General features: G+C 36.2%; 21 protein-coding genes. 13 read left to right on the top strand and 8 right to left on the bottom strand.

Annotated features, from left to right (window positions below; genetic code table 11):
• Positions 1 to 5 precede the first annotated feature (5 nt).
• The 9 genes from hemE (at position 6) to FJ651_RS05640 (ending at position 8,898) form a co-directional block, all read left to right on the top strand.
• Entirely contained in the window at positions 6 to 1,034 is a 1,029-nt protein-coding gene (hemE, locus tag FJ651_RS05680) for a uroporphyrinogen decarboxylase (RefSeq protein ID WP_140989603.1), read from the top strand.
• Entirely contained in the window at positions 1,006 to 1,533 is a 528-nt protein-coding gene (locus FJ651_RS15860; protein ID WP_394348081.1) for a DUF6973 domain-containing protein, read from the top strand. Before hemE ends, FJ651_RS15860 begins: the two co-directional genes overlap by 29 nt.
• Before the next feature lie 45 nt (positions 1,534 to 1,578).
• On the top strand, positions 1,579 to 2,487 hold the full coding sequence (hemF, locus tag FJ651_RS05670; protein WP_140989492.1) for an oxygen-dependent coproporphyrinogen oxidase: 909 nt from the start codon (positions 1,579 to 1,581) through the stop codon (positions 2,485 to 2,487).
• Positions 2,488 to 2,570: 83 nt separating this feature from the next.
• A complete protein-coding gene (gene hemB, locus FJ651_RS05665) occupies positions 2,571 to 3,563 on the top strand; it encodes a porphobilinogen synthase (protein WP_140989491.1) in 993 nt (330 codons plus the stop codon).
• Between the two features lie 103 nt (positions 3,564 to 3,666).
• Complete coding sequence (locus FJ651_RS05660) at positions 3,667 to 4,776, top strand: CNNM domain-containing protein (protein WP_140989490.1); 1,110 nt, start codon at positions 3,667 to 3,669, stop codon at positions 4,774 to 4,776.
• A gap of 5 nt (positions 4,777 to 4,781) precedes the next feature.
• Positions 4,782 to 5,255, top strand: coding sequence for a methylated-DNA--[protein]-cysteine S-methyltransferase (locus tag FJ651_RS05655; RefSeq protein ID WP_140989489.1), 474 nt, complete (start codon positions 4,782 to 4,784; stop codon positions 5,253 to 5,255).
• A 69-nt stretch (positions 5,256 to 5,324) separates the two neighbouring features.
• On the top strand, positions 5,325 to 6,476 hold the full coding sequence (locus FJ651_RS05650; RefSeq protein WP_140989488.1) for a serine hydrolase domain-containing protein: 1,152 nt from the start codon (positions 5,325 to 5,327) through the stop codon (positions 6,474 to 6,476).
• Positions 6,473 to 7,183 carry a 3'-5' exonuclease gene (locus tag FJ651_RS05645; RefSeq protein WP_140989487.1) on the top strand — a complete coding sequence of 237 codons (711 nt, stop codon included), beginning with the start codon at positions 6,473 to 6,475 and terminating at the stop codon, positions 7,181 to 7,183. The genes FJ651_RS05650 and FJ651_RS05645 overlap by 4 nt, the downstream gene beginning before the upstream one ends.
• Positions 7,184 to 7,194: 11 nt before the next feature.
• Entirely contained in the window at positions 7,195 to 8,898 is a 1,704-nt protein-coding gene (locus tag FJ651_RS05640) for an ABC transporter ATP-binding protein (RefSeq protein WP_140989486.1), read from the top strand.
• Here the strand turns inward: FJ651_RS05640 and FJ651_RS15835 are convergent.
• The 8 genes from FJ651_RS15835 to trhO all read right to left on the bottom strand — a co-directional run bounded on the left by FJ651_RS15835 (position 8,893) and on the right by trhO (position 17,106).
• The gene (locus FJ651_RS15835) at positions 8,893 to 9,018 is read right to left on the bottom strand and encodes a hypothetical protein (protein WP_262710583.1); all 126 of its coding nucleotides are present in this window, start codon (positions 9,016 to 9,018) and stop codon (positions 8,893 to 8,895) included. The two genes, FJ651_RS05640 and FJ651_RS15835, sit on opposite strands and share 6 nt — an antisense overlap.
• A 253-nt stretch (positions 9,019 to 9,271) precedes the next feature.
• A complete protein-coding gene (locus FJ651_RS05635) occupies positions 9,272 to 9,928 on the bottom strand; it encodes a 3-oxoacid CoA-transferase subunit B (RefSeq protein ID WP_140989485.1) in 657 nt (218 codons plus the stop codon).
• A gap of 198 nt (positions 9,929 to 10,126) precedes the next feature.
• The gene (locus FJ651_RS05630) at positions 10,127 to 10,825 is read right to left on the bottom strand and encodes a CoA transferase subunit A (RefSeq protein WP_140989484.1); all 699 of its coding nucleotides are present in this window, start codon (positions 10,823 to 10,825) and stop codon (positions 10,127 to 10,129) included.
• A 67-nt stretch (positions 10,826 to 10,892) separates the two neighbouring features.
• Positions 10,893 to 13,226 (bottom strand): penicillin-binding protein 1A, encoded by a 2,334-nt coding sequence (locus tag FJ651_RS05625; RefSeq protein WP_140989483.1) that lies wholly within the window; start codon positions 13,224 to 13,226, stop codon positions 10,893 to 10,895.
• Between the two features lies 1 nt (position 13,227).
• Positions 13,228 to 13,722: a gliding motility lipoprotein GldH gene (locus tag FJ651_RS05620; RefSeq protein WP_140989482.1), complete on the bottom strand. Its 495-nt coding sequence runs from the start codon at positions 13,720 to 13,722 to the stop codon at positions 13,228 to 13,230.
• Positions 13,706 to 14,875 carry a PSP1 domain-containing protein gene (locus FJ651_RS05615; protein ID WP_140989481.1) on the bottom strand — a complete coding sequence of 390 codons (1,170 nt, stop codon included), beginning with the start codon at positions 14,873 to 14,875 and terminating at the stop codon, positions 13,706 to 13,708. The genes FJ651_RS05620 and FJ651_RS05615 overlap by 17 nt, the downstream gene beginning before the upstream one ends.
• 154 nt (positions 14,876 to 15,029) lie before the next feature.
• Positions 15,030 to 16,034: a radical SAM protein gene (locus FJ651_RS05610; RefSeq protein ID WP_140989480.1), complete on the bottom strand. Its 1,005-nt coding sequence runs from the start codon at positions 16,032 to 16,034 to the stop codon at positions 15,030 to 15,032.
• A complete protein-coding gene (gene trhO, locus FJ651_RS05605; protein WP_140989479.1) occupies positions 16,021 to 17,106 on the bottom strand; it encodes an oxygen-dependent tRNA uridine(34) hydroxylase TrhO in 1,086 nt (361 codons plus the stop codon). Before trhO ends, FJ651_RS05610 begins: the two co-directional genes overlap by 14 nt.
• Before the next feature lie 770 nt (positions 17,107 to 17,876).
• On the opposite strand from trhO, the gene recA reads away from it, so the two are divergent.
• From recA to FJ651_RS05585, 4 genes are all read left to right on the top strand, one after another.
• A complete protein-coding gene (gene recA, locus FJ651_RS05600) occupies positions 17,877 to 18,878 on the top strand; it encodes a recombinase RecA (RefSeq protein WP_140989478.1) in 1,002 nt (333 codons plus the stop codon).
• Positions 18,879 to 18,967: 89 nt separating this feature from the next.
• Positions 18,968 to 19,381, top strand: a complete 414-nt coding sequence (locus tag FJ651_RS05595) for a hypothetical protein (protein ID WP_140989477.1) — start codon at positions 18,968 to 18,970, stop codon at positions 19,379 to 19,381.
• 23 nt (positions 19,382 to 19,404) lie between these two features.
• Positions 19,405 to 19,947, top strand: a complete 543-nt coding sequence (locus tag FJ651_RS05590; RefSeq protein ID WP_140989476.1) for an RNA polymerase sigma factor — start codon at positions 19,405 to 19,407, stop codon at positions 19,945 to 19,947.
• Entirely contained in the window at positions 19,948 to 21,453 is a 1,506-nt protein-coding gene (locus tag FJ651_RS05585) for a hypothetical protein (protein WP_140989475.1), read from the top strand.
• Positions 21,454 to 21,468 lie beyond the last annotated feature (15 nt).

The following is a 21,468-nucleotide window of genomic DNA, read 5'->3' as shown; positions in this document are numbered from 1 at the left end:
TGAACATGATTAAAAACGATTTATTTTTAAGAGCATTAAAAGGTGAAACTGTAGATCGCCCGCCTGTTTGGATGATGCGTCAGGCCGGGAGATATCTACCCGAATTTCAAGAAATAAAAGCCAAATACGATTTTTTCACCCGCTGCCAAACCCCTGAGTTGGCCAGCGAAATTACAGTGCAACCAATAAGAAGATACGGTATGGATGCTGCCATTTTATTCAGCGATATTTTGGTTGTGCCACAAGCTATGAATATTGAAGTTGAGATGAAACCCGGCATAGGACCTTGGCTACCCAATCCTATTCGCTCTCAAAAAGATTTAGACCGCGTTATCATTCCAGATATTAATGAATCGTTGGGTTACGTTATGGAAGCCATCAAAATAACAAAGGAAAAACTTAACAACGAGATTCCATTGATTGGTTTTGCCGGTTCGCCATGGACCATTTTATGTTATTGTGTTCAAGGTCAGGGTTCAAAAAACTTCGACATAGCTAAGGAACTGTGTTTTACCCAACCAGAGGTTGCACATAGCTTACTTCAGAAAATTACCGATACTACCATTGCTTATTTAAAGGAAAAAGTAAAAGCCGGTGTTAACGCCGTTCAGGTATTTGACAGTTGGGGCGGGATGCTATCACCAATCGATTACCAGGAGTTTTCATGGCCATACATTCAGCAAATTATCGATGCTTTAAAAGCAGAAATACCCGTCATTGCCTTCGGAAAAGGATGTTGGTTTGCTTTAGACGTTATGGCCAAATCGGGTGCTTCGGCTTTAGGAATAGACTGGACTTGCTCTCCAAGAAATGCCCGTTATTTAACCGGTGGTAACATCACACTTCAGGGTAATTTTGATCCGGCACGATTATTTTCACCGCCTGCCGACATCAAAAAAATGGTTAACCAAATGATAAACGAGTTTGGAAAAGACCGGTATATTGTAAATTTGGGCCACGGCATTTTACCAAACATTCCTTTAGAGAATGCCAAGGCCTTTGTAGATGCTGTTAAAGAATACAAATTGTCTTAAAGTGGCCATTTTAAACCGCATAAAAAGTCTTAGTGTTAAACAACTTTTTTTACTGGTCAAAACCTTTTTTTTTAAACCACTCTATTTTTTTCCAACGCATCGAGCCACATTACAAACAGTTCAGATTTGTTATCGACTCTTTAAAAAACAACATCACAAAAACAATGTCACAAACGCATTTAGACATGCTCTGTGGAATGTGTTAGTTGCCAAACGATGCTATAACATGAACCAATCTGTAGAAAAATCGGTTTTATGGGCTAAAAAAATAACCGATTTACACGAACAACTAGCGCCTAACAGCTGCCTTGAAATGCAGATGGATTTACACAACAATAAAATTGGAAGAGTTATTTTTGTTGAACATAAACTGTATCAAGAAAATCAGGAAATTATTATTTCTGTTTTAAAGGAAAAAATTAAAACTGCAGGTTTAATATCAAAACCTTCTGAAATAGAAAATTTCAACAACGAATTTGTGTATCTTGAAGAACTTTAATAGTCATCAAAAAACATTTCTTGCTGTTTGAACACATATTAAAATATGAAAGAGCAATTTTACCGATATATACAAAATTTACAAGACCAAATTTGTGCAGCGCTTGAAAAATGCGATGGGTCGGCAAAATTTAGAGAAGACCTTTGGGAGCGCTCCGAAGGCGGAGGCGGCCGTACCAGAATTATTGAAAACGGTGCTGTGTTTGAAAAAGGTGGTGTTAATATCTCAGCTGTTCACGGCGAATTACCGGAAACGATGCAGGCTTATTTTGGTGTTAAAAATGCCAATTTTTACGCATGCGGACTCAGTTTGGTAATACATCCTAAAAACCCAATGGTGCCAACCGTTCATGCCAATTGGCGCTATTTTGAAATGTACAACCAGCAAAACCAGATAGTAGATCAATGGTTTGGCGGCGGTCAAGATTTAACACCTTATTACCTCTTTGAAGAAGATGCCATACATTTTCATCAAATATGCAAAACTGCCTGCGATAAGCACAAAACAGAGTTTTATTCAGAATTTAAACAAAAATGCGATAGTTATTTCTGGAATTCACATCGAAATGAAGCTCGTGGCGTTGGTGGTTTATTTTTTGACTACTGCAAAGCCACCGAAAATTTCTCAATGCAAGATTGGTATAATTTTGTAACCGAAGTTGGCAATAGTTTTTTGGAAGCTTACCTTCCTATAGTGGAAAAACGAAAGGAGCTTTCATACACTCAATCACAAAGAAATTGGCAGGAAATTAGACGAGGGCGTTACGTAGAATTTAATTTGGTTCATGATAAAGGCACCTTATTCGGATTAAAAACAAACGGCCGAATTGAAAGTATTTTAATGAGTTTGCCACCGCATGTGCAGTGGGTTTACAATCACCATCCAGAACCGGGAAGTGAAGAAGAGAAATTAATGAAGGTTTTAAAAAATCCCATAAATTGGGTTAAGCTATAACATCGATTTACACAAAGAATTAAAAAGTTACACAGAGGTTTTTATTAAAACATGCCAATTAATAACTTTACAAAAATTGAATTATGTATCCTTTAAGAAGAAACAGAAGATTGCGCACCAACGAAAGTATTAGAAGCCTGGTACGTGAAACGATTATAAGCCCTAAAGATTTTTTAGTACCGCTATTTGTGGTAGAAGGAAAAGGCCTGAAAGAAGAAATTGCCTCCATGCCCAACTATTATCGATTAAGTTTGGACAATCTAACCAAAGAAGTCAAAGAACTTTGGAGCTTGGGCTTAAAATCGGTTTTGCTGTTTGTTAAAGTTGACGACAAACTAAAAGACAACAGTGGTACAGAAGCCTTAAACCCCAACGGATTAATGCAACGCGCCATTAAAACCGTAAAAGATGCTTGTCCGGATATGATAGTCATGACCGATGTAGCGCTCGATCCCTTTTCAATTTACGGACACGATGGGATTATTCATAACGGACAAATTTTGAACGACGAGACCACTTCGGTATTAGCCGAAATGTCTTTGTCTCACGCCAAAGCTGGCGCCGATTTTGTAGCACCAAGCGATATGATGGATGGCAGAATTTTTGAAATTAGAACGCTGTTAGAAGACGAGGGTTTTCACAATACCGGCATTATGAGTTATAGTGCCAAGTACGCTTCGGCGTTTTATGGGCCGTTTCGCGATGCTTTAAACTCAGCTCCTGTGGATGCTCAAAATATTCCCAAAGACAAAAAAACCTACCAAATGGATTTCGCCAACCGCAATGAAGCTATTCGCGAAACTTTAATGGATATAGACGAAGGCGCCGATATTGTTATGGTAAAACCTGGCTTGTGTTACTTAGATATTGTGCGAGATATCGTTAACGCAGTAGATGTTCCTGTGGCTGTATATCAGGTTTCAGGTGAATATGCCATGCTCAAGGCCGCTGCCGAAAAAGGATGGTTAGACCATGATGCCGTAATGATAGAACAAGTAACTGCAATAAAACGTGCAGGCGCAAGTATTATTGCCAGCTATTTTGCTAAGGATATCGTAAAAATTATAAATACTTAAAACTATTCCTGTCACCCTGAGCGAAGTCGAAGGGTTGCGAAGGATATCAGTAAACTTTTGAACCGCTAAATGTTATACCTTTACAGTCAAATCTAAATATTAAATGGGACTCTTATTCTTATATGCCTTTTTTGCCATATTTTTTTCTTTTATATGTAGTATTTTAGAAGCAGTACTACTTAGTTTAACACCTACTTTTTTAAAAATTAAAAAACAGGAAGGTAAAGCCTATGCCGTAGTACTTGAGGATTTTAAAAAAGATGTAGATCAGCCGCTCATTGCTATTTTAACTTTAAATACAATCGCTCATACGGTTGGTGCAATTTTGGTCGGTGTGCAGGCAAAGGTGGCTTATGCCGAAATTTATGGTACCACATCTCGCACCTTTTTTGGTATAGCTTTTACCGAAGATTTAATGGTTGGCGTTGTTTCGACTATTATGACCATTTTAATTCTGGTTGCTTCAGAAATTATCCCAAAAACCATTGGTGCCACCTATTGGAAAAGTCTCGGAAACTTCACTGCCATAAGTCTAAAGATCCTCATTTTCCCTATGAAATACACAGGATTGTTGTGGTTATTAAGACTTACCACCAGACTCATAGGAGGCAAAGGTCATAACAGCATTTTAAGTAGGGATGGCTTTGTGGCAATGACCGAAATTGCGCAACAAGAAGGCGTGTTCGAAGAAAACGAAAGCAAGGTGATAAAAAACTTGCTAAACTTTAAAAAAGTGCGCGCCAAAGATGTTATGACACCGCGAACCGTCATGAAAATTGTCAACGAAACCATGACCGTTTCAGATTTTTTTGAGGCTAACTCCAATATTAGATTTTCCAGAATTCCGGTATATTCTCAAGAACAAGACAATATCGTTGGTTTGGTACTTAAAGACGACGTTTTTAAAGAAATGGCTTTAGACAACGATCAAAAACCACTTTCAGAATTAAAACGAGAAATTATTGTAGTCAACAGAAGTTTGCCAATTCCTGAATTGTTTGAAAAACTCATATCAAGTAAAAATCACATGGCCTTGGTGGTTGACGAATATGGCTCCATAAATGGCATTGTTACCATGGAAGACGTTATTGAAACTCTGTTAGGATTAGAAATTATGGATGAAAGTGATAATATTTCCGATTTGCAAAGCCTGGCTCGAAAAAATTGGGAAGACCGCGCCAAACGCTTGGGCATTATTGACGAAAACAACTAACATTTGTGGAAGAATGCATCATCTATACACCTTTAGGTTTCGCTAAAATTACTGGTAATAATGATGGCATTACGAGCATTTCAATTTTAAATTCTGAAGAAAACATTACCGACATTATTCCTGAAGTATTAGAAGATTGTGTTTACCAACTTCAGGATTATTTTAATGGTAAACGCCAACAATTTCAGCTTAAACTTAATCCAAAAGGCACCGAATTCCAGAAAAGTGTTTGGATCACTCTACAAAAAATTCCGTTTGGCAGAACAGTTTCTTATTCGGAACTTTCAAAACAATTAAACAATATAAAAGCTATCAGAGCTATTGCTGCGGCCAATGGTAAAAACCCAATTTTGATTGTGATACCATGCCACAGAGTTATTGGTAGCGATGGCAGTCTTACCGGTTACGCAGGTGGATTGGCAAGAAAGCAATGGTTACTTAAACATGAAAATCCTTGTAAGCAACAATCACTATTTTAATCTATTCATCTCAAATTTAATATCTGTTGAATAAATTTTTTTATATATTTAAATGATTAAAAACAACCTATGAAATTTCTAAAAAAACTCTTACTGGCAATTCTTTCAATATTTGTTATTTTAATTGCCGTGCTTTACATTACCGATACAGATTACCTCATCAAAGCAGTTAGAACCATTTATTTAAAAGGCCACACAACCGCTTATCTTGAAGATTATAAACATTTTGATAATGCCATTGTAGAAAACGGAACGCCCCAACCCTGGCTAAACCATAAAAACTACAACAGCGTTAGCGAAACTGAACGATTAAAAGAAATAAACAAATCAAATGGTACTGTAGCCTACGTTATTATTAAAAACGACAGTATTTGGTTTGAAAACTACTACGATGGTTTTAACGAAAACTCGCAAACCAATTCTTTCTCTATAGCTAAAAGTTATGTGTCTGCCCTTTTAGGTAAAGCCATTATGGATGGTTATATTAAAAATTTAGACCAGCCTGTATGCGACTTTATTCCTGAATATTGTGAAGGAAAAGCAGCAACCATGACGGTTGGAGATTTATCTTCGATGGCTTCAGGAACCAATTGGGACGAGCGCTACTACTCTCCTCTATCAATTACAACAAGAGCTTATTTTGATGACGATTTAACTAAGGTAGTTACCGGATTAAAAGTGGTAAGAGAGCCCGGAACTTCTTATAAATACGCCAGTGGTGACACCCAAATGCTGGCCATTGTTTTAGAACGTGCCACCGGTAAAAAACTGTATAATTACCTTGAGGAAAGCTTCTGGAAGCCACTGGGTTCAGAAAACCCAACGCTTTGGCAAGTTGATAGTGAAGATCACGATTTGGTAAAAGCCTATTGTTGTATTGCCAGTAATGCCAAAGATTTTGCACGAATGGGGAAATTGTATAAAGACTATGGAAAATGGAATGGCAAACAACTATTAGACTCTGCTTTTATAGCAAAATCTATTAAACCACGTTTTGCTGAAAGCCCTGAATACGGTTATGGCTGGTGGTTGAAAGATCATGGCAATAAAAGCTTTTTTATGATGCGTGGTCATTTAGGACAATATGTTATTGTTGAACCCAATGACAACATTATTATTGTAAGATTAGGTCACTCTAAAGGCGAAGGCGATGCCATAGCAACCTTTACTAGTGATATTACTACCTATATAGAAGAAGCCTACCAAATGCTTAAACAATGATTAAAAAGTTAACACTTGAAAATATTTTGTTTCTGGATATCGAAACGGTCCCGGAGCAACCTATATTTTCGGGATTAAGCGAAACGAAACAACATTTGTGGGAACAAAAATCGCAATATCAAAGAGGCGAAATTTCGGCTGAAGAGTTCTATGAACGGGCAGGAATCTGGGCCGAATTTGGAAAAATTATTTGTATTTCGGTTGGGTATTTTACTTTTCACGGTAATGTTCGACAATTTAGAGTTACCTCATTTTTTGGAGATGAGGTAAAGATTTTGAAAGACTTCAAGAATCTTTTAACCTCACACTTTAATCAGATCAAACATTTACTTTGTGCGCATAACGGTAAGGAATTCGACTTCCCATATATAGCAAGACGCATGATCATTAATAATATAGAATTACCCGAAAAGTTGAATTTATTTGGAAAAAAACCTTGGGAAGTACCACATTTAGACACCTTAGAATTATGGAAATTTGGTGATTATAAAAATTATACATCCTTAAAATTACTTACCAATGTGCTTGGCATTCCATCTCCTAAAGATGATATTGATGGTAGCCAAGTTTACAAAGTTTATTACCAAGAAAACGGTCTTGAAAGAATTATTACCTACTGCGAAAAAGATACCATTGCGGTTGCTCAGGTGTTTCTAAGACTAAGAGGTGAGTCTATCCTTGATGAGACCGAGATTATTCATGCATAAAACCCTAACTATTGGACCTAAGTTCAACCAATAAAACCGTCCTTGAGATAACAAATATATCTGTATCATTTTACAATGATACAATTGAAAGTAGCATTCTAAAAGACATTTCATTTCAGCTAAACGAAAACGAAATTTTAGGTGTAGTTGGAGAATCTGGTTCAGGTAAATCTGTTACAGCACTGGCCATTTTGGGATTATTGCCAAAAAATATTTCTGAAATTACCAATGGTAACATCCTTTATAATAATAGGGATTTAATTGAATTGACCGAAGATGAATTACAAGCAATAAGAGGAAAAGAAATTTCAATGATTTTTCAAGAACCTATGAGTTCTTTAAATCCGTCTATGACTTGCGGTAAGCAAGTGGCTGAGGTATTAAGTCAACACACCAAGCTTTCCGTAGCCGAAATCAAGGAAGAAGTGATGTCTTTATTCAATAAAGTGAAACTTCCAAATCCAGAACGTATTTACAAGGCTTATCCCCATGAAATTTCAGGCGGACAAAAGCAACGTGTGATGATAGCTATGGCCATTGCCTGCAAACCCAAAATATTAATTGCCGATGAGCCTACCACTGCTCTCGATGTCACCGTTCAGGCAGACATTATTAAACTATTAAAATCGCTGCAAGCCGAATATAAAATGAGCATTTTGTTTATTTCACACGATCTTTCGCTGGTCTCTGAAATAGCGAATAAAGTAATGGTGATGTACAAAGGTGAAATAGTTGAACAAGGCGAGGTTAATTCAATTTTTAATAATCCACAACACAATTATACCAAAGCGCTTATTGCTTCAAGGCCGTCAACTAAAACCAGATTAAAAGTTTTACCAACAATTTCTGACATTCTAAGAAACAGTGTAAATCGTGAAGTTGTTTCTCAAGAAGAACGCAAAAACACGCATCAAGATATATACAGTAAACCACCAATTCTTGAGGTTATTAATGTTAGTAAAGTGTTTTGGAATAGAACGGGTGTCTTTAAAAAGTCAACAGCATTTAAAGCCGTGGACCAAGTGAGTTTTAAGGTTTATGAAGGAGAAACCTTGGGCTTGGTTGGAGAATCGGGATGTGGAAAATCTACCCTGAGCAACCTAATTTTACAATTAGACACTGCAACCGAAGGTACCATTTTCTATAAAGGCACCGATATTACAAAATTGTCTAAAACACACCTACGGAAATTAAGAAAAGACATTCAAATCATCTTTCAAGATCCTTTTGCATCTCTCAATCCAAGATTAAGCATTGGTGAAGCCATTATTGAACCTATGATGGTACACAAAATTGGTAACAATTATAAAGAACGAAGGGAAAGGGTTTTACAGCTTTTAAAAAGGGTTGGTCTGGATGAAACAGCCTTTAATAAATATCCACATCAATTTTCGGGCGGACAACGACAAAGAATAGGTATTGCAAGGGCCATTGCGCTGGAGCCTAAATTAATTATTTGCGATGAATCGGTATCGGCGTTGGATATTTCGGTTCAAGCCCAAGTGCTGAATTTATTGAATGAACTGAAAGAAAATTTCAATTTTACCTACATTTTTATTTCACACGATTTGGCCGTTGTAAAATATATGTCAGATCAGTTAATCGTAATGAAAAGCGGACAAATTGAAGAAACCGGCGAAGCAGATGCTATTTACAATGATCCTGTTTCAAACTATACCAAAAAATTAATTCATGCCATTCCAAAAGGATTATAGCATGAATAATTTTTTAGTTAGTTGAGCAATTTGCTTCATTAATCTAACGCTGTTTTGAAGGCCATTGATAATGGCAACGTCAGATGAGTAGGTTTTTGGTAGATTTGAGGTTTTGTTCATAAGTAATAAAATTTATGATAGATTTGGGGCAAAATCATAAATTAAGTTCATGATAGATTTGGTTTTCAATACTGTGATTTGGGATTGCTAAGATGAATCAAATTTTTTAAATAATCAGTTAAAGTACATTATTAATCGATAAAATACTTAATATTTTAACATTTACGCCATAAATTGAAGTGTATTCTTACATTTATAACTGAAAAAATCGCTGCGTGAGCGATTTTAAACTTAAAAGAATTTATCATACAAGCTACAAAATCATCTCAGGAATATCTCCTTCAATAATTAAATGGCCTTCGGTTGCATTTTTTATGGTGTCTACTGAAACACCGGGCGCGCGCTCTAACAATTTAAAACCTTCATTTGTGACTTCAATAACAGCCAAGTCGGTTACAATCTTCTTGACGCAAGCAACACCTGTTAGCGGCAAAGAACATCTTTTTAATAATTTTGATTCCCCTTTTTTATTGGTATGCGTCATAGCCACAATAATGTTTTCGGCACTGGCTACCAAATCCATGGCGCCACCCATTCCTTTTACCATGTATCCTGGGATTTTCCAATTGGCGATGTCGCCGTTTTCAGCAACTTCCATTGCTCCTAAAATAGTGAGATGCACATGCTGACCTCTTATCATGGAAAAACTCATAGCCGAATCGAAAAATGACGCACCCGGTAACGTTGTAATGGTTTGCTTGCCTGCGTTTATTAAATCAGGATCTTCTTCGCCTTCAAAAGGAAACGGACCCATTCCCAACACACCGTTTTCACTTTGAAATTCTACTTCTATATCATCCCGAACAAAGTTGGCCACCAAAGTAGGAATGCCAATACCCAAGTTGACGTAATAGCCATTTTTTACTTCTTTTGCGATGCGTTTTGCGATGCCGTTTTTATCGAGTGCCATGATTTAGTTTTTGAGTTGATGAGTTATTGAGTTATTAGGTTGATATTATTTTAATTAACATCCTTTATTTAGCTGTTACACAGAGTTTCACGAAGAAGCTCGGAGCTACACAGAGCTGATTCTCATTTTAATGTTTCACTAATTCTTAATTATTTTCAATTTAAATAGCTATATCAATGGAATTTGGAATTTGTGATTTTATCTTTTCCTAATCGTTCGTTGTTCAATTCTCTTCTCATAGTTAACACCTTGAAAAATTCTTTGAATAAAGATGCCAGGAATATGGATTTGATTGGGGTCTAAACTTCCAACCGGCAGCAATTCTTCGACCTCAGCTATTGTAATTTTTGCAGCACCGCACATATTTGGGTTAAAATTTCTGGCAGTTCCTTTAAAAATTAAATTGCCGGCTTCATCGCCCTTCCATGCCTTTACAACAGCAAAGTCTGCTTTAAAAGCGTGTTCCAGGACATACATTTTTTTGTTAAACTCTCTGGTTTCTTTACCTATGGCTACTTCGGTGCCATAACCGGCAGGTGTGTAAAATGCAGGAATACCGGATTGGGCGGCTCTACATCGTTCGGCAAGTGTTCCTTGCGGAATTAATTCAACTTCTAATTCGCCACTGAGCATCTGTCTTTCAAACTCTGCATTTTCGCCTACGTAGGAAGATATCATTTTCTTTATTTGCTTCTTCTGAAGTAGTAATCCTAATCCAAAATCGTCAACTCCGGCATTATTTGAAATACAGGTTAGTTCTTTTACGTTTAGTTTTACGAGTTCTGCAATGCTGTTTTCGGGTATGCCGGACAGACCAAAACCGCCAACCATAAGGGTCATTTTATCTTTTACTCCTGTGAGTGCTTCTGCGGCATTGGTAACTTTTTTGTTAATCATACATCCATTTTTTCTATGTGTGAAAATACAAAATATGCCCCTAAAATCATAGTAAGAATGTCAAATACTAAAAGTCGATGATGTCATTAAGATCATCTTCATCATCGGTGAAAGTAGTTGGACTTGGTACTTCGTTGCAATTAACACGTATGGAAAGTTCTGAAGGCTTTTCAAACTCGTCTTTTGAAACCTCCAAATTCTCGTCGGCGTAGCATTTTTTCATAAACAAGCCCCAAATTGGCAATGCCATAGAGGCGCCTTGACCATAGGCAATGCCTTTAAAGTGAACAGATCTGTCTTCGGCACCAACCCAAACTCCGGTCACTAAATTAGGTACCATGCCCATAAACCAGCCGTCGCTTTGGTTTTGCGTAGTCCCGGTTTTTCCGGCAATGGGATTTTCAAATGCATAGGGATAACCTGTAATTACTTCTTTGTAAAGTGGTGTATTTACAGCCCATGTGCTTCTTAATCTTTGTCCACTACCAAATTGTGTAACGCCTTCCAACAAATTCACGGTTACATAAGCCACTTCTTCACTTAAAACATCCTTAGTTTCAGGGGTTACCTGATACAGTACGGTTCCGTTTTTATCTTCGATTCTGGTAACCATCACGGGTTTGTTATAGATGCCTTTGTTGGCAAAAGTAGCATAGGCAGCCACCATTTCGTAAACACTTAAATCTGGCGTACCAAGTGCTATGGCAGGTACCGGATCTATAGTTTGTTCGACCCCTAATTTTTTGGCCATATCTACCACAAGTTGCGGGCCTATTTGATCCATCAACCTGGCAGTAATAGTGTTTGTAGAGTTTGCTAATGCGGCTTTTAGGGTTTGGAATCCGTCGTATTTCCCATCAGAATTTCTGGTAGTCCAGGGCTCTGGATTTCCAAATTTACCAGCTTCTATAGTAATAGGTGTTCTTGGCAGCGAATCGCATGGTGACAAATGTAGTTCGTCCATAGCCGCGGCATAAACAAAAGGCTTAAAAGTTGAACCAACTTGGCGTTTACTTTGTTTAACGTGATCATATTGAAAATGAAAATAATCCATCCCACCAACCCAAGCTTTTACATGGCCTGTTTGCGGCTCCATGGCCATCATACCGGGATGTAAAAACGACTTGTAATACCTCATGGAGTCTATAGGTTTCATAATGGTATCTATTTCGCCCTGCCACGAGAAAATTGTCATTTCGGTTGGCTGGTTGAAGGACGCTATAATTTCATCATCAGATTTTTTTAAATCGTATTTCATCTTTCTCCATCGCTCACTGCGTCTCATACTCTGTGATAGTAGTTTTTCTACATCGTCTTTTGATAAATCTAAAAATGGTTTGTTGGGGTTGATGCTTTTGTTATTTTGATGGTCAAATTCAGCTTGAAGTTTTGGCATATGCTCTCTCACAGCTTCTTCGGCATATTGTTGCATTCTGGAGTCTAAGGTGGTATAAATTTTTAAACCATCGTTGTACAAATTATATTTTGTGCCGTCGAGTTTGGGATTTTCTTTAATCCATTCTTTCATAAAATCAGACAAATAAGCCCTAAAATAGGTTGCCAAGCCTTCTCGGTGAGATTCCGGTGAGTAATTAAGATCTAACTCGGTTATTTTTAAAGAATCTTTTACGCTTTTATCCAAATAGCCGTATTTATACATTTGCTCTAGTACCACATTACGTCTATTTTTAGTGCCAACAGGATTTTTGTGTGATCTTGGGTTGTATAAAGATGAATTTTTAAGCATGCCCACCAACATTGCAGATTCCTTGATGTCTAATTCCATAGGTTCCTTGCCAAAATATATTTTAGAAGCCGATCGAATACCATCCGCATTATTTCCAAAATCATAAATATTAAAATACATGGCAATTATTTCCTCCTTAGTGTATTGGCGCTCTAACCTAGTGGCAATAATCCATTCTCGAATTTTTTGAGATAACTTTTGAAAGATATTAGCTCCTTCACGTTTATTAAATAAATTTTTTGCGAGCTGTTGCGAAATAGTACTTGCACCACCGCGTTTGCCCAAATAAAAGGCGGCTCGCATTGTTCCAACAGCATCTATACCTGCATGTTTATGAAAACGTGCGTCTTCGGTGGCAATAAGTGCATCAACTAAGTGCTGTGGTAATTCGCTATAGTCTACCGGGGTTCTGTTGTCGTTAAAGTAGTATTTACCAAGAGTTTTCCCATCTGACGAAATAATTTCGGTGGCCAGATTGGTTTTGGGGTTTTCTAAAACGGTATAATCAGGCATTTCTCCTAATAAGCCCCAAGATGCAAATAAAAATATTAGCGCTATGACGGCTATTACACCCGCAAAGGCCATCCAAAACCAACGAATGTATTTACTGAAATTACCTGTTTTGTTAGGGGTTTTACGCTTTGCAGTTGCCATATTACTCTGAAATATTTGGTTCTATTCTAAAGCCAACATCGGTGACGCCATCTAATAATTTTACACCATCAACACTACCATTTTGACGCATGGCCTGAAATATTTTTAACTGATAGTTTCCCAATTCATTAAACACAAATGGTTCTTTAAATCCTTTATACCAAAGTTTGTTTTCTTTTAAGCTAAAGGCACCGGTGCCTAAAAATTCGCCAGAAGGTTTTGCCATTTGATATTCCAAAGTATCTACCAATGTTTTTCCGTTTGGATAATTGAGTTCTGCTATTAAAAATAAATTGCTGAACTTATAATTATTGTTATTTCTTAGATTGATGAACAAGTTATATGATTGAGTAGAATCGGGAGCTGTAAAATTAAATTCAATAGGGTTATCTTTATCCCATACATCTCCAATTGACTGATATTTATCAAAAACAACATTTTGGTTACATGAAAACCACAGAACAACAATTAATAAACCACTAATCTTTTTTAGCATTATTTCGGCGTTTTCTGTTTCTATTATTAGACTTTTTATTAATACGTTTTCTTTTTGGATCTAGACTATCAAAACGTGTTAAACTATCTTGACCAACTACATTTTCAAAATTCACCTTAACTTCTTCCTGATCTATTGCGTAAGCTTCCAGGCTTGGTACTTTAATGTTCTTTTTGTTCTGATCAATGATTTCATTGGCTTGTGGTGCAGTAATTTTATGCCAGTTCATCCATTCACCGTCATAAGCATACCAAAGAATACCTCTAAAAATATCTATTTTTTGGCAAACACCTACACCTTTTTCGGTTTGTAATTTAACGTCGATTTTGGGGAAATCTTTTAAAGCATCTAAGTAGGCATCTAATTCATAATTCAAACAACATTTTAATTTGCCACACTGTCCGGCAAGTTTTAAAGGATTTAGCGACAACTGCTGATATCTGGCAGCCGAGGTACTCACCGATCTGAAATCTGTTAGCCATGTTGAACAGCACAGTTCTCTTCCGCAGGAACCAATACCTCCTAGTCTGGCAGCTTCTTGTCTAAAACCTACCTGTTTCATTTCAATTCTTATCTTGAATTCGCGTGCAAATACCTTAATAAGTTCTCTAAAATCAACACGATCTTCGGCCGTATAATAAAAGGTAGCTTTACTTCCGTCTCCTTGAAATTCAATGTCTGATATTTTCATTTGAAGGTTAAGATCTATGGCAAATTGCCTTGCTCTAACCTTCATGGGCTCTTCCTTATCTCTGGACTGCTGCCAAATATCAATATCCCGCTGCGAAGCTTTTCTGTAAATTTTTAGAACGTTTTCGGGATCATTAAGCTCTACACCTTTTCTTTTCATTTGAATTCTTACTAATTCTCCTGTAAGTGTAACCATACCTATATCATGGCCAGATTTGGCCTGTGTAGCTACAATATCTCCAATACTTAAGGTGAGATTTTCGGTGTTATTAAAAAAGTGTTTTCTGCCGTTTTTGAAGCGTACTTCAATTCCGGGAAATTTAGTTTCACCTTCTGGAAGTGACATATTTGCCAGCCAATCAAATACAGTAAGTTTATTGCAGCTGTCTGTACCGCAAGTTCCGTTATTTCTGCATCCTTTTGGCTGTCCATCCGCACCGGTTGAACAACTGTTACAACTCATAAAAAAGTATATTTTTTTTCTGAAATATTGCTGATCATACCTCAGAAATGGGGTTCGTAATTAATTAGTAGCTAAGATAAAATTAAATATTAAGATTAAAGAGTAATTCTTAAAAGTTTAAAGATATCGTACCTAAATGAAATTGCTTTAGTATTTAGCTAAAACTAATTTCATAGTTTAATCTGTTGGATAAAGACTTCAAAGTTTTTTTAGATCTAAAAATATTTTTAAATAATTGTTCCCCCCAGCCGATACGGCTAGAGTAAGTATTAAAGCTTTCTGTTTTCCAATTAAAATCTGGCTTCCAGAAATTATTTGGCGAAATATAACAAAAGGTGTAGTTAAATATTAAACTTGAGTCGTTTGATTCACCTTTCGTTGGTAATTCTTTTGCGGCTAAAAGTGTAATTTTATAATTTTTGCATTTCTCTTTTATATCCTTAATAATATATTTATAATCATCCCTTAATGGCTCTAAATCAAAATCGTTGTATTCTGTATCACCAATTTTTTGAATGGGTCGTATCTGTAAATAATCAAAACTATTACCGTCAAAGACATTAAAAAATTCTGATAATTCGTAAAAATTATCTTTGTTGAAAGTATAATTAATTCTTACTGCAAAATTATATTTAGTCTTTAGCTTGGTAAATATTTGAAATACTTCTAGAAATTTTTCGTGACTAGCGTTCTTCATGAAATCTTCATAAGAACTTTTCGTAACACCGTGCAGAGAAATTGTAAACTCATCTAGACCTGCAATTAATAGTTCTTCGATTTTATTTTCATTGAGAAGATTGGCATTAGTTGTTAATGATATGTAAGGAACTTTGTAAGTCTTACCTAAACTAACCAGTAATGGTAAATTTTTATACAAAGTTGGCTCAGTTCCGCATCCAATTTGTAGTTTTAAAGCTCTGTTAAAAATAGTTTTCGCAACCTGTTTTATCTCTTCCTCTTTAAATTGCCCTTTTAAGGTTTTAACATAGTTTGCATCGGTAAAATAACACATTTTACACCTTAAATTACAGGCCATAACAGGATCTAAATTAACTGCTAAATAACGCTTGTTAAATTTATGCAACAGAAAAAGTGCAAAAAATTTAATTCTGTGATTATTAATGTTTCTATTTAATTTTAATAACTTATAAATATTCACTTATACCTGATTTAGAGAATTTTTCAAAAATATTCCTCAAATCCTTTTTGTAAGGTAAATGGTCTGCTCTGCCTTTTTTAAAGATATCGTTGCTGTTACCCTGGCCTTTTCTCAAAGCTTTTTGTTGTTCATAGGGCAATCGGTTAATTTCCATACAATAACTGGAACAGCAATTTTCCATTTTTTCTTTACATTCATCGCATTGTATAAACAATAAATGGCAAGCTTCGTTAGCACAGTTAACGTGGGTATCGCAGGGTTTTCCACACTGGTGACAATTGGCAATAACATCATCGGTAATTCTTTCGGCACGACGTTCATCAAACACAAAGTTTTTGCCTATAAATTTGTTTTCAAGTCCTTTTTCCTTCACCTGATTGAAGTAATTAATGATACCCCCTTCAAGCTGGAAGACATTTGTAAATCCGCGGTGTTTGTAGTACGCACTTGCTTTTTCGCATCGAATACCTCCTGTGCAATACATTACCAATTTTTTACCTTCTTTATAATCTTTTAAGTCTTCTTCAATTATTGGTAATGACTCTCTAAACGTATCTACATCGGGTGTTACAGCATTTTTAAAATGCCCTATTTCGCTTTCGTAGTGGTTACGCATATCAACCAAAACCGTATTAGGGTCTTCAATTAGATTATTAAATTCTTCGGCATTAACATGTAAACCTTTGTTAGTGACATCAAAAGTTTTATCATTTAAGCCATCGGCCAAAATTTTAGGACGTACTTTCACTTTCAACTTCAGAAACGAAAAGTTATCATGCTCTACAGCAATGTTGAGTCTTACGTTTTCTAAAAAAGTGATGCTGTCTAAATGATTTTTAAAAGGTTCAAATTTTTCGGCCGGCACCGAAAGTTGTGCATTGATGCCTTCGTGAGCAATATGTATTCTGCCCAACATATCCAATTCATCCCATGCCAGAAACATATGATTTCTAAAAATTTGCGGATTGCCAATTTTGGCATATTTGTAAAAAGAGATGGTAAGCCTGTCTTTCCCGGCTTTTTCAATAAGTTCTGCTCTCTCTTTACTGCTTAATTTATTGTACAGTTGCATGCTATACTAATTTTAAGGTTAGAGATAATTTTTAGCAAAAGTAAACTTTTAAAGTTATTTAATAAAAAATTGCTTGAAACTAACTATCCTTTAGGTAGGCCATACAGGTTTTCCCGATTTCCTTTTGGTCTTGAGTCCAAAAGCCGCAATTTTATATTTTACCTCACCCGGAACTGCCTTTTGCAGTTCCGACCTCTCCACCCGCCTGCCGGACGGGCAGGAAGGAGAGGTAAAGCGGAAACCCTGAGGCAGAGCCTTCGGGGAGATATTTAAATTAAAAAGGCGCCTTGAAACCAATCAAAGCGCCTTTTATAAGACTAACTCGTTTATATTAATTTTAAAACATTATACTTTTAAAATTTTAAACGAGCTAACCACCATCGGTTTTACAGCAACTGTTTATCAAAAAGGTTGCAGTATCACCTAAATTAATTAAGATTAACTTTCTTAAAAATTTCATTGTTCATCATTGCATTTAGAACCTGGTGAAATTATTGACCACAAACATTAAAGTCCGTTTCTAAAACTTTTAAAACTAATCACCACAAAAAATTTTAAATCGTTTTAGTCGACCTAAAGAAAAAAATTATCGCTTTTTAAATAATACCCAAAACTCATGGCCATTACGGATATTGTTTTGGGTATTCACAGCAATTTTTCCCTCTTTTATGATGTAGATGCAAAAACAAGAAAAAGGTTGCGTGATAAAATTGTAATATGCTAAAAGTTGTAGTATTTTAGCAGTCATTTTGAACTAAAAAAGACCGAGTATGAGCAACGAAAAAGAAGCCAAATTAAAAGCCTTAAAATTAACCTTAGACAAACTAGATAAAGCCTATGGCAAAGGCACCGTCATGAGAATGAGTGATACCGCAGTGACCGATGTTGAAGTCATTCCGTCGGGCTCATTAGGGCTTGATATTGCCTTAGGTGTTGGCGGTTATCCCAGAGGAAGAGTTATAGAGATTTACGGGCCTGAATCTTCGGGTAAAACCACACTTGCCTTACACGCCATCGCCGAAGCGCAAAAATCCGGAGGCATTGCAGCATTTATAGATGCTGAACACGCTTTTGACCGTTTTTATGCTGAAAAATTAGGTGTGGATTTAGAAAATTTAATCATCTCTCAACCCGACCATGGTGAACAAGCTTTAGAAATAGCCGAAAATTTGGTTCGCTCGGGAGCTATAGACATTGTAGTAATAGACTCTGTGGCCGCCTTAACACCTAAAAGCGAAATTGAAGGTGAAATGGGCGACTCAAAAATGGGCTTACACGCCAGATTAATGTCTCAAGCCTTACGAAAACTTACCGGAACCATTAGCAAAACGCACTGTACCATGATTTTTATTAACCAGTTGCGTGAAAAAATAGGTGTGATGTTTGGCAACCCTGAAACAACTACGGGTGGAAATGCGCTAAAATTTTATGCTTCTATAAGATTAGATATTAGACGCTCTACCCAAATTAAAGACAACAACTCTGATGTAACCGGAAATAAAACCAAGGTAAAAGTGGTTAAAAATAAAGTAGCCCCGCCGTTTAAAACAGCCGAGTTTGACATCATGTACGGGGAAGGGATTTCTAAAGTTGGCGAGATTTTAGATTTGGCAGTAGAATTAGATATTGTAAAGAAAAGCGGCTCATGGTTTAGTTATGAAGACACCAAACTAGGACAAGGTCGAGATGCTGTAAAAGACCTCATCAAAGACAATCCGGAACTCATGGACGAGCTGGAAGCTAAGGTCAAAGAAACCATCAAAAAGAAATAACAACTTAAAAAATCCTGAAAAATCAGGATTTTTTAAGTTTCGAACGCAACCATTTTATGAAATATGTATCTATTCAAAAAACACGATCAATGAAAAAAATATTTTTACTCGTATTATCTCTGTTTGTTTTAAATGGATGTCTCCCTGATGACGATGATATAAGAGACATTAGCATTGAGTTTTTACCAATTGATAGCTATGAAATTCCCGAAGAATTTCATAGTGGGGAAACTTATGAAATTACAGTTGGTTATACCAAACCTAACGATTGTTATCAATTTCGTGATATATTCTTTGCTGCTAACGGAAATGAGCGAATTGTTGCTGTTACCAACACCATAGATAACGCGTTAAACTGCGATTTTAGTCCCGTTCAAGACGAGGCCACATTTAACTTTTTGGTAAATGGCTTTTTTGACCATTATGTTTTTAAGCTATGGCAAGGCAGAGATAATAACGGCAATGATTTGTATACGATTGTTGAAGTACCGGTAGTAGAATAATTACATAAGCTAACAGAAAACATGTGAGTTTAGATCAACTCATACAGCAATGTAAAAAAAACGATGCAACAGCGCAGAGTCAGATATATAAGCTTTATGCAAGCAAATTATTTTCGCTCTGTCTGAAGTATTCCAATAGTTATGTTGATGCAGAAGATACACTGCAAGATGCCTTCTTAACTATTTTTAAAAAAATTGAACAATACAGGCATCAAGGTTCTTTTGAAGGTTGGATGAAACGCATTACCATTAACACAGCGCTTCAGAAATACAGAAAAGAAGGTGTGTTCGATTTGGTAAATGAAAATCAAATAGAAGATGTTAGCGTTGAAATTGATGACGATGACATTGCTATTGATTTTCTGTTGAAAATTATACAGGAACTTCCAGACAGGTATCGCCTGGTTTTTAACCTGTATGCTTTAGACGGCTACTCGCACAATGACATTGCAGAAATGCTCAATATCAATGTAGGTACCTCAAAATCCAATCTGGCCAGAGCCCGGATGATATTGAAAGAGAAAATTGAAAATTACCATGTGAACCAACGTTCACAACACAGTTAAATGAAAGAGAAAAAGAACATAGACAGATTGTTTCAGGAAAAGCTCAAAGATTTTGAGGTGCATCCGCAACCTCATGTTTGGGATCATATTGAAGCAAATCTTAACCAAAAAGAAAAAGATCGAAAAGTAGTCCCATTTTGGTGGCGACTTGGAGGTATCGCTGCTGCTTTGGTGGTAATGTTGGGGATTGGTTTCAATATTTGGAACCGACAAAATAATACATCAGGCAACACCATTGTTGATCAAGAAACTGAAACATTGGTTAAAGATGCCTTGAATTCTCCCGGTAAAAAATCAACTGATGATAGCGTTGCTTTTGAAGAGGTTTCAAAAAATGAAACTCTACAAAATGAATCAGCAACAACAACTTCTGGTTCACCGAACTCATCAGAAAATATCATGAACGGTAGTTCTAAATTAGTTTCAAACAGCAACCGAAATCGTCAAAGTGAAGTTAAAACCAATGAGTCATCTTCTGTAAATCAAACAAATTCTCAATTGGAAAAAAGTAAGGTTGCCCATGCCGAAATATCTTCCGAAGAAAACAAAACAATCATTAATCAAACTGGTATTGCCCAAAACAATAATGACTTGAACAAGGATGAAAGTAGTAAGGGTTTGAATAATATCAAGCAACTATCTACAGCTACTTCAATAGTTGAAAATCAAATAAATAAAGATTTAGAAAAAGATATTGTGTCAGAAAAGATTAAAGAAGAAAAAAGCATAGAAGAAGCCATAGCCGAATTAGAAGAAATTACAAATGAAAAAGAAGAAGAAGTATTAAACAGGTGGCGCATTTCGCCCAATGTGGCGCCTGTTTATTTTAATTCTTTAGGTGAGGGCTCCAGCATACACAGTCAGTTTAATGAAAACGGAAAAAGCACCAATATTAACATGAGTTATGGTATTGCCGCCAGTTATGCCATTAATAAAAAACTTAAAATTAGAACCGGCGTTAGTAATGTTAATTTTGATTACCGCACCAACGATGTAATGACAACCAATGGCCTTGCAAGAAGTGCCGCTAACAGTCAGAGTAGTATTCCAAACATTAAACTCAACCAAAATGCGGGTACATCTAATTTTATGAGTGGAAAGGCTGTTTCGTTAACAAGTGCTCCTGAAATTGTGAAGTCGTCTAATATGGTGTCCTTAGAGCAACAATTTGGGTTTATAGAAGTACCTCTCGAATTAGAATATAGTTTGGTTGATAAAAAATTAGGATTGAATGTGATAGGTGGCTTTAGTACCTTTTTCCTCAACAATAATAACTTGTTTTTAGTTGAACAAGGCGGCAGCAGCTTAATTGGCGAATCTGCCAATCTCAACGACATAAGTTACAGTGCCAATTTTGGATTAGGTATGTTTTATAATTTCTCCAAAGCGTTTCAGTTTAATCTGGAACCTATGTTTAAATATCAAATAAATACATTTAATAATACTTCCGGAGATTTTCAGCCATTTTTTATGGGTGTTTACACCGGATTAAGCTTTAAGTTTTAGGTTTTTTAGTTGGTT

The sequence above is a fragment of the Paucihalobacter ruber genome, from assembly GCF_006494535.1.
GTDB lineage: Bacteria > Bacteroidota > Bacteroidia > Flavobacteriales > Flavobacteriaceae > Paucihalobacter > Paucihalobacter ruber.
This window is presented reverse-complemented; position numbering and strand designations above follow the sequence as displayed.

Bases quoted from the DNA above. Each gene is read 5' to 3' on its own strand.
- hemE (WP_140989603.1), top strand. From the start codon at position 6: ATGATTAAAAACGATTTATTTTTAAGAGCATTAAAAGGTGAAACTGTA.
- FJ651_RS15860 (WP_394348081.1), top strand. From the start codon at position 1,006: ATGCTGTTAAAGAATACAAATTGTCTTAAAGTGGCCATTTTAAACCGC.
- hemF (WP_140989492.1), top strand. From the start codon at position 1,579: ATGAAAGAGCAATTTTACCGATATATACAAAATTTACAAGACCAAATT.
- hemB (WP_140989491.1), top strand. From the start codon at position 2,571: ATGTATCCTTTAAGAAGAAACAGAAGATTGCGCACCAACGAAAGTATT.
- FJ651_RS05660 (WP_140989490.1), top strand. From the start codon at position 3,667: ATGGGACTCTTATTCTTATATGCCTTTTTTGCCATATTTTTTTCTTTT.
- FJ651_RS05650 (WP_140989488.1), top strand. From the start codon at position 5,325: ATGAAATTTCTAAAAAAACTCTTACTGGCAATTCTTTCAATATTTGTT.
- FJ651_RS05645 (WP_140989487.1), top strand. From the start codon at position 6,473: ATGATTAAAAAGTTAACACTTGAAAATATTTTGTTTCTGGATATCGAA.
- FJ651_RS15835 (WP_262710583.1), bottom strand. From the start codon at position 9,018: ATGAACAAAACCTCAAATCTACCAAAAACCTACTCATCTGACGTTGCC.
- FJ651_RS05635 (WP_140989485.1), bottom strand. From the start codon at position 9,928: ATGGCACTCGATAAAAACGGCATCGCAAAACGCATCGCAAAAGAAGTA.
- FJ651_RS05630 (WP_140989484.1), bottom strand. From the start codon at position 10,825: ATGATTAACAAAAAAGTTACCAATGCCGCAGAAGCACTCACAGGAGTA.
- FJ651_RS05625 (WP_140989483.1), bottom strand. From the start codon at position 13,226: ATGGCAACTGCAAAGCGTAAAACCCCTAACAAAACAGGTAATTTCAGT.
- FJ651_RS05620 (WP_140989482.1), bottom strand. From the start codon at position 13,722: ATGCTAAAAAAGATTAGTGGTTTATTAATTGTTGTTCTGTGGTTTTCA.
- FJ651_RS05615 (WP_140989481.1), bottom strand. From the start codon at position 14,875: ATGAGTTGTAACAGTTGTTCAACCGGTGCGGATGGACAGCCAAAAGGA.
- trhO (WP_140989479.1), bottom strand. From the start codon at position 17,106: ATGCAACTGTACAATAAATTAAGCAGTAAAGAGAGAGCAGAACTTATT.
- recA (WP_140989478.1), top strand. From the start codon at position 17,877: ATGAGCAACGAAAAAGAAGCCAAATTAAAAGCCTTAAAATTAACCTTA.
- FJ651_RS05595 (WP_140989477.1), top strand. From the start codon at position 18,968: ATGAAAAAAATATTTTTACTCGTATTATCTCTGTTTGTTTTAAATGGA.
- FJ651_RS05585 (WP_140989475.1), top strand. From the start codon at position 19,948: ATGAAAGAGAAAAAGAACATAGACAGATTGTTTCAGGAAAAGCTCAAA.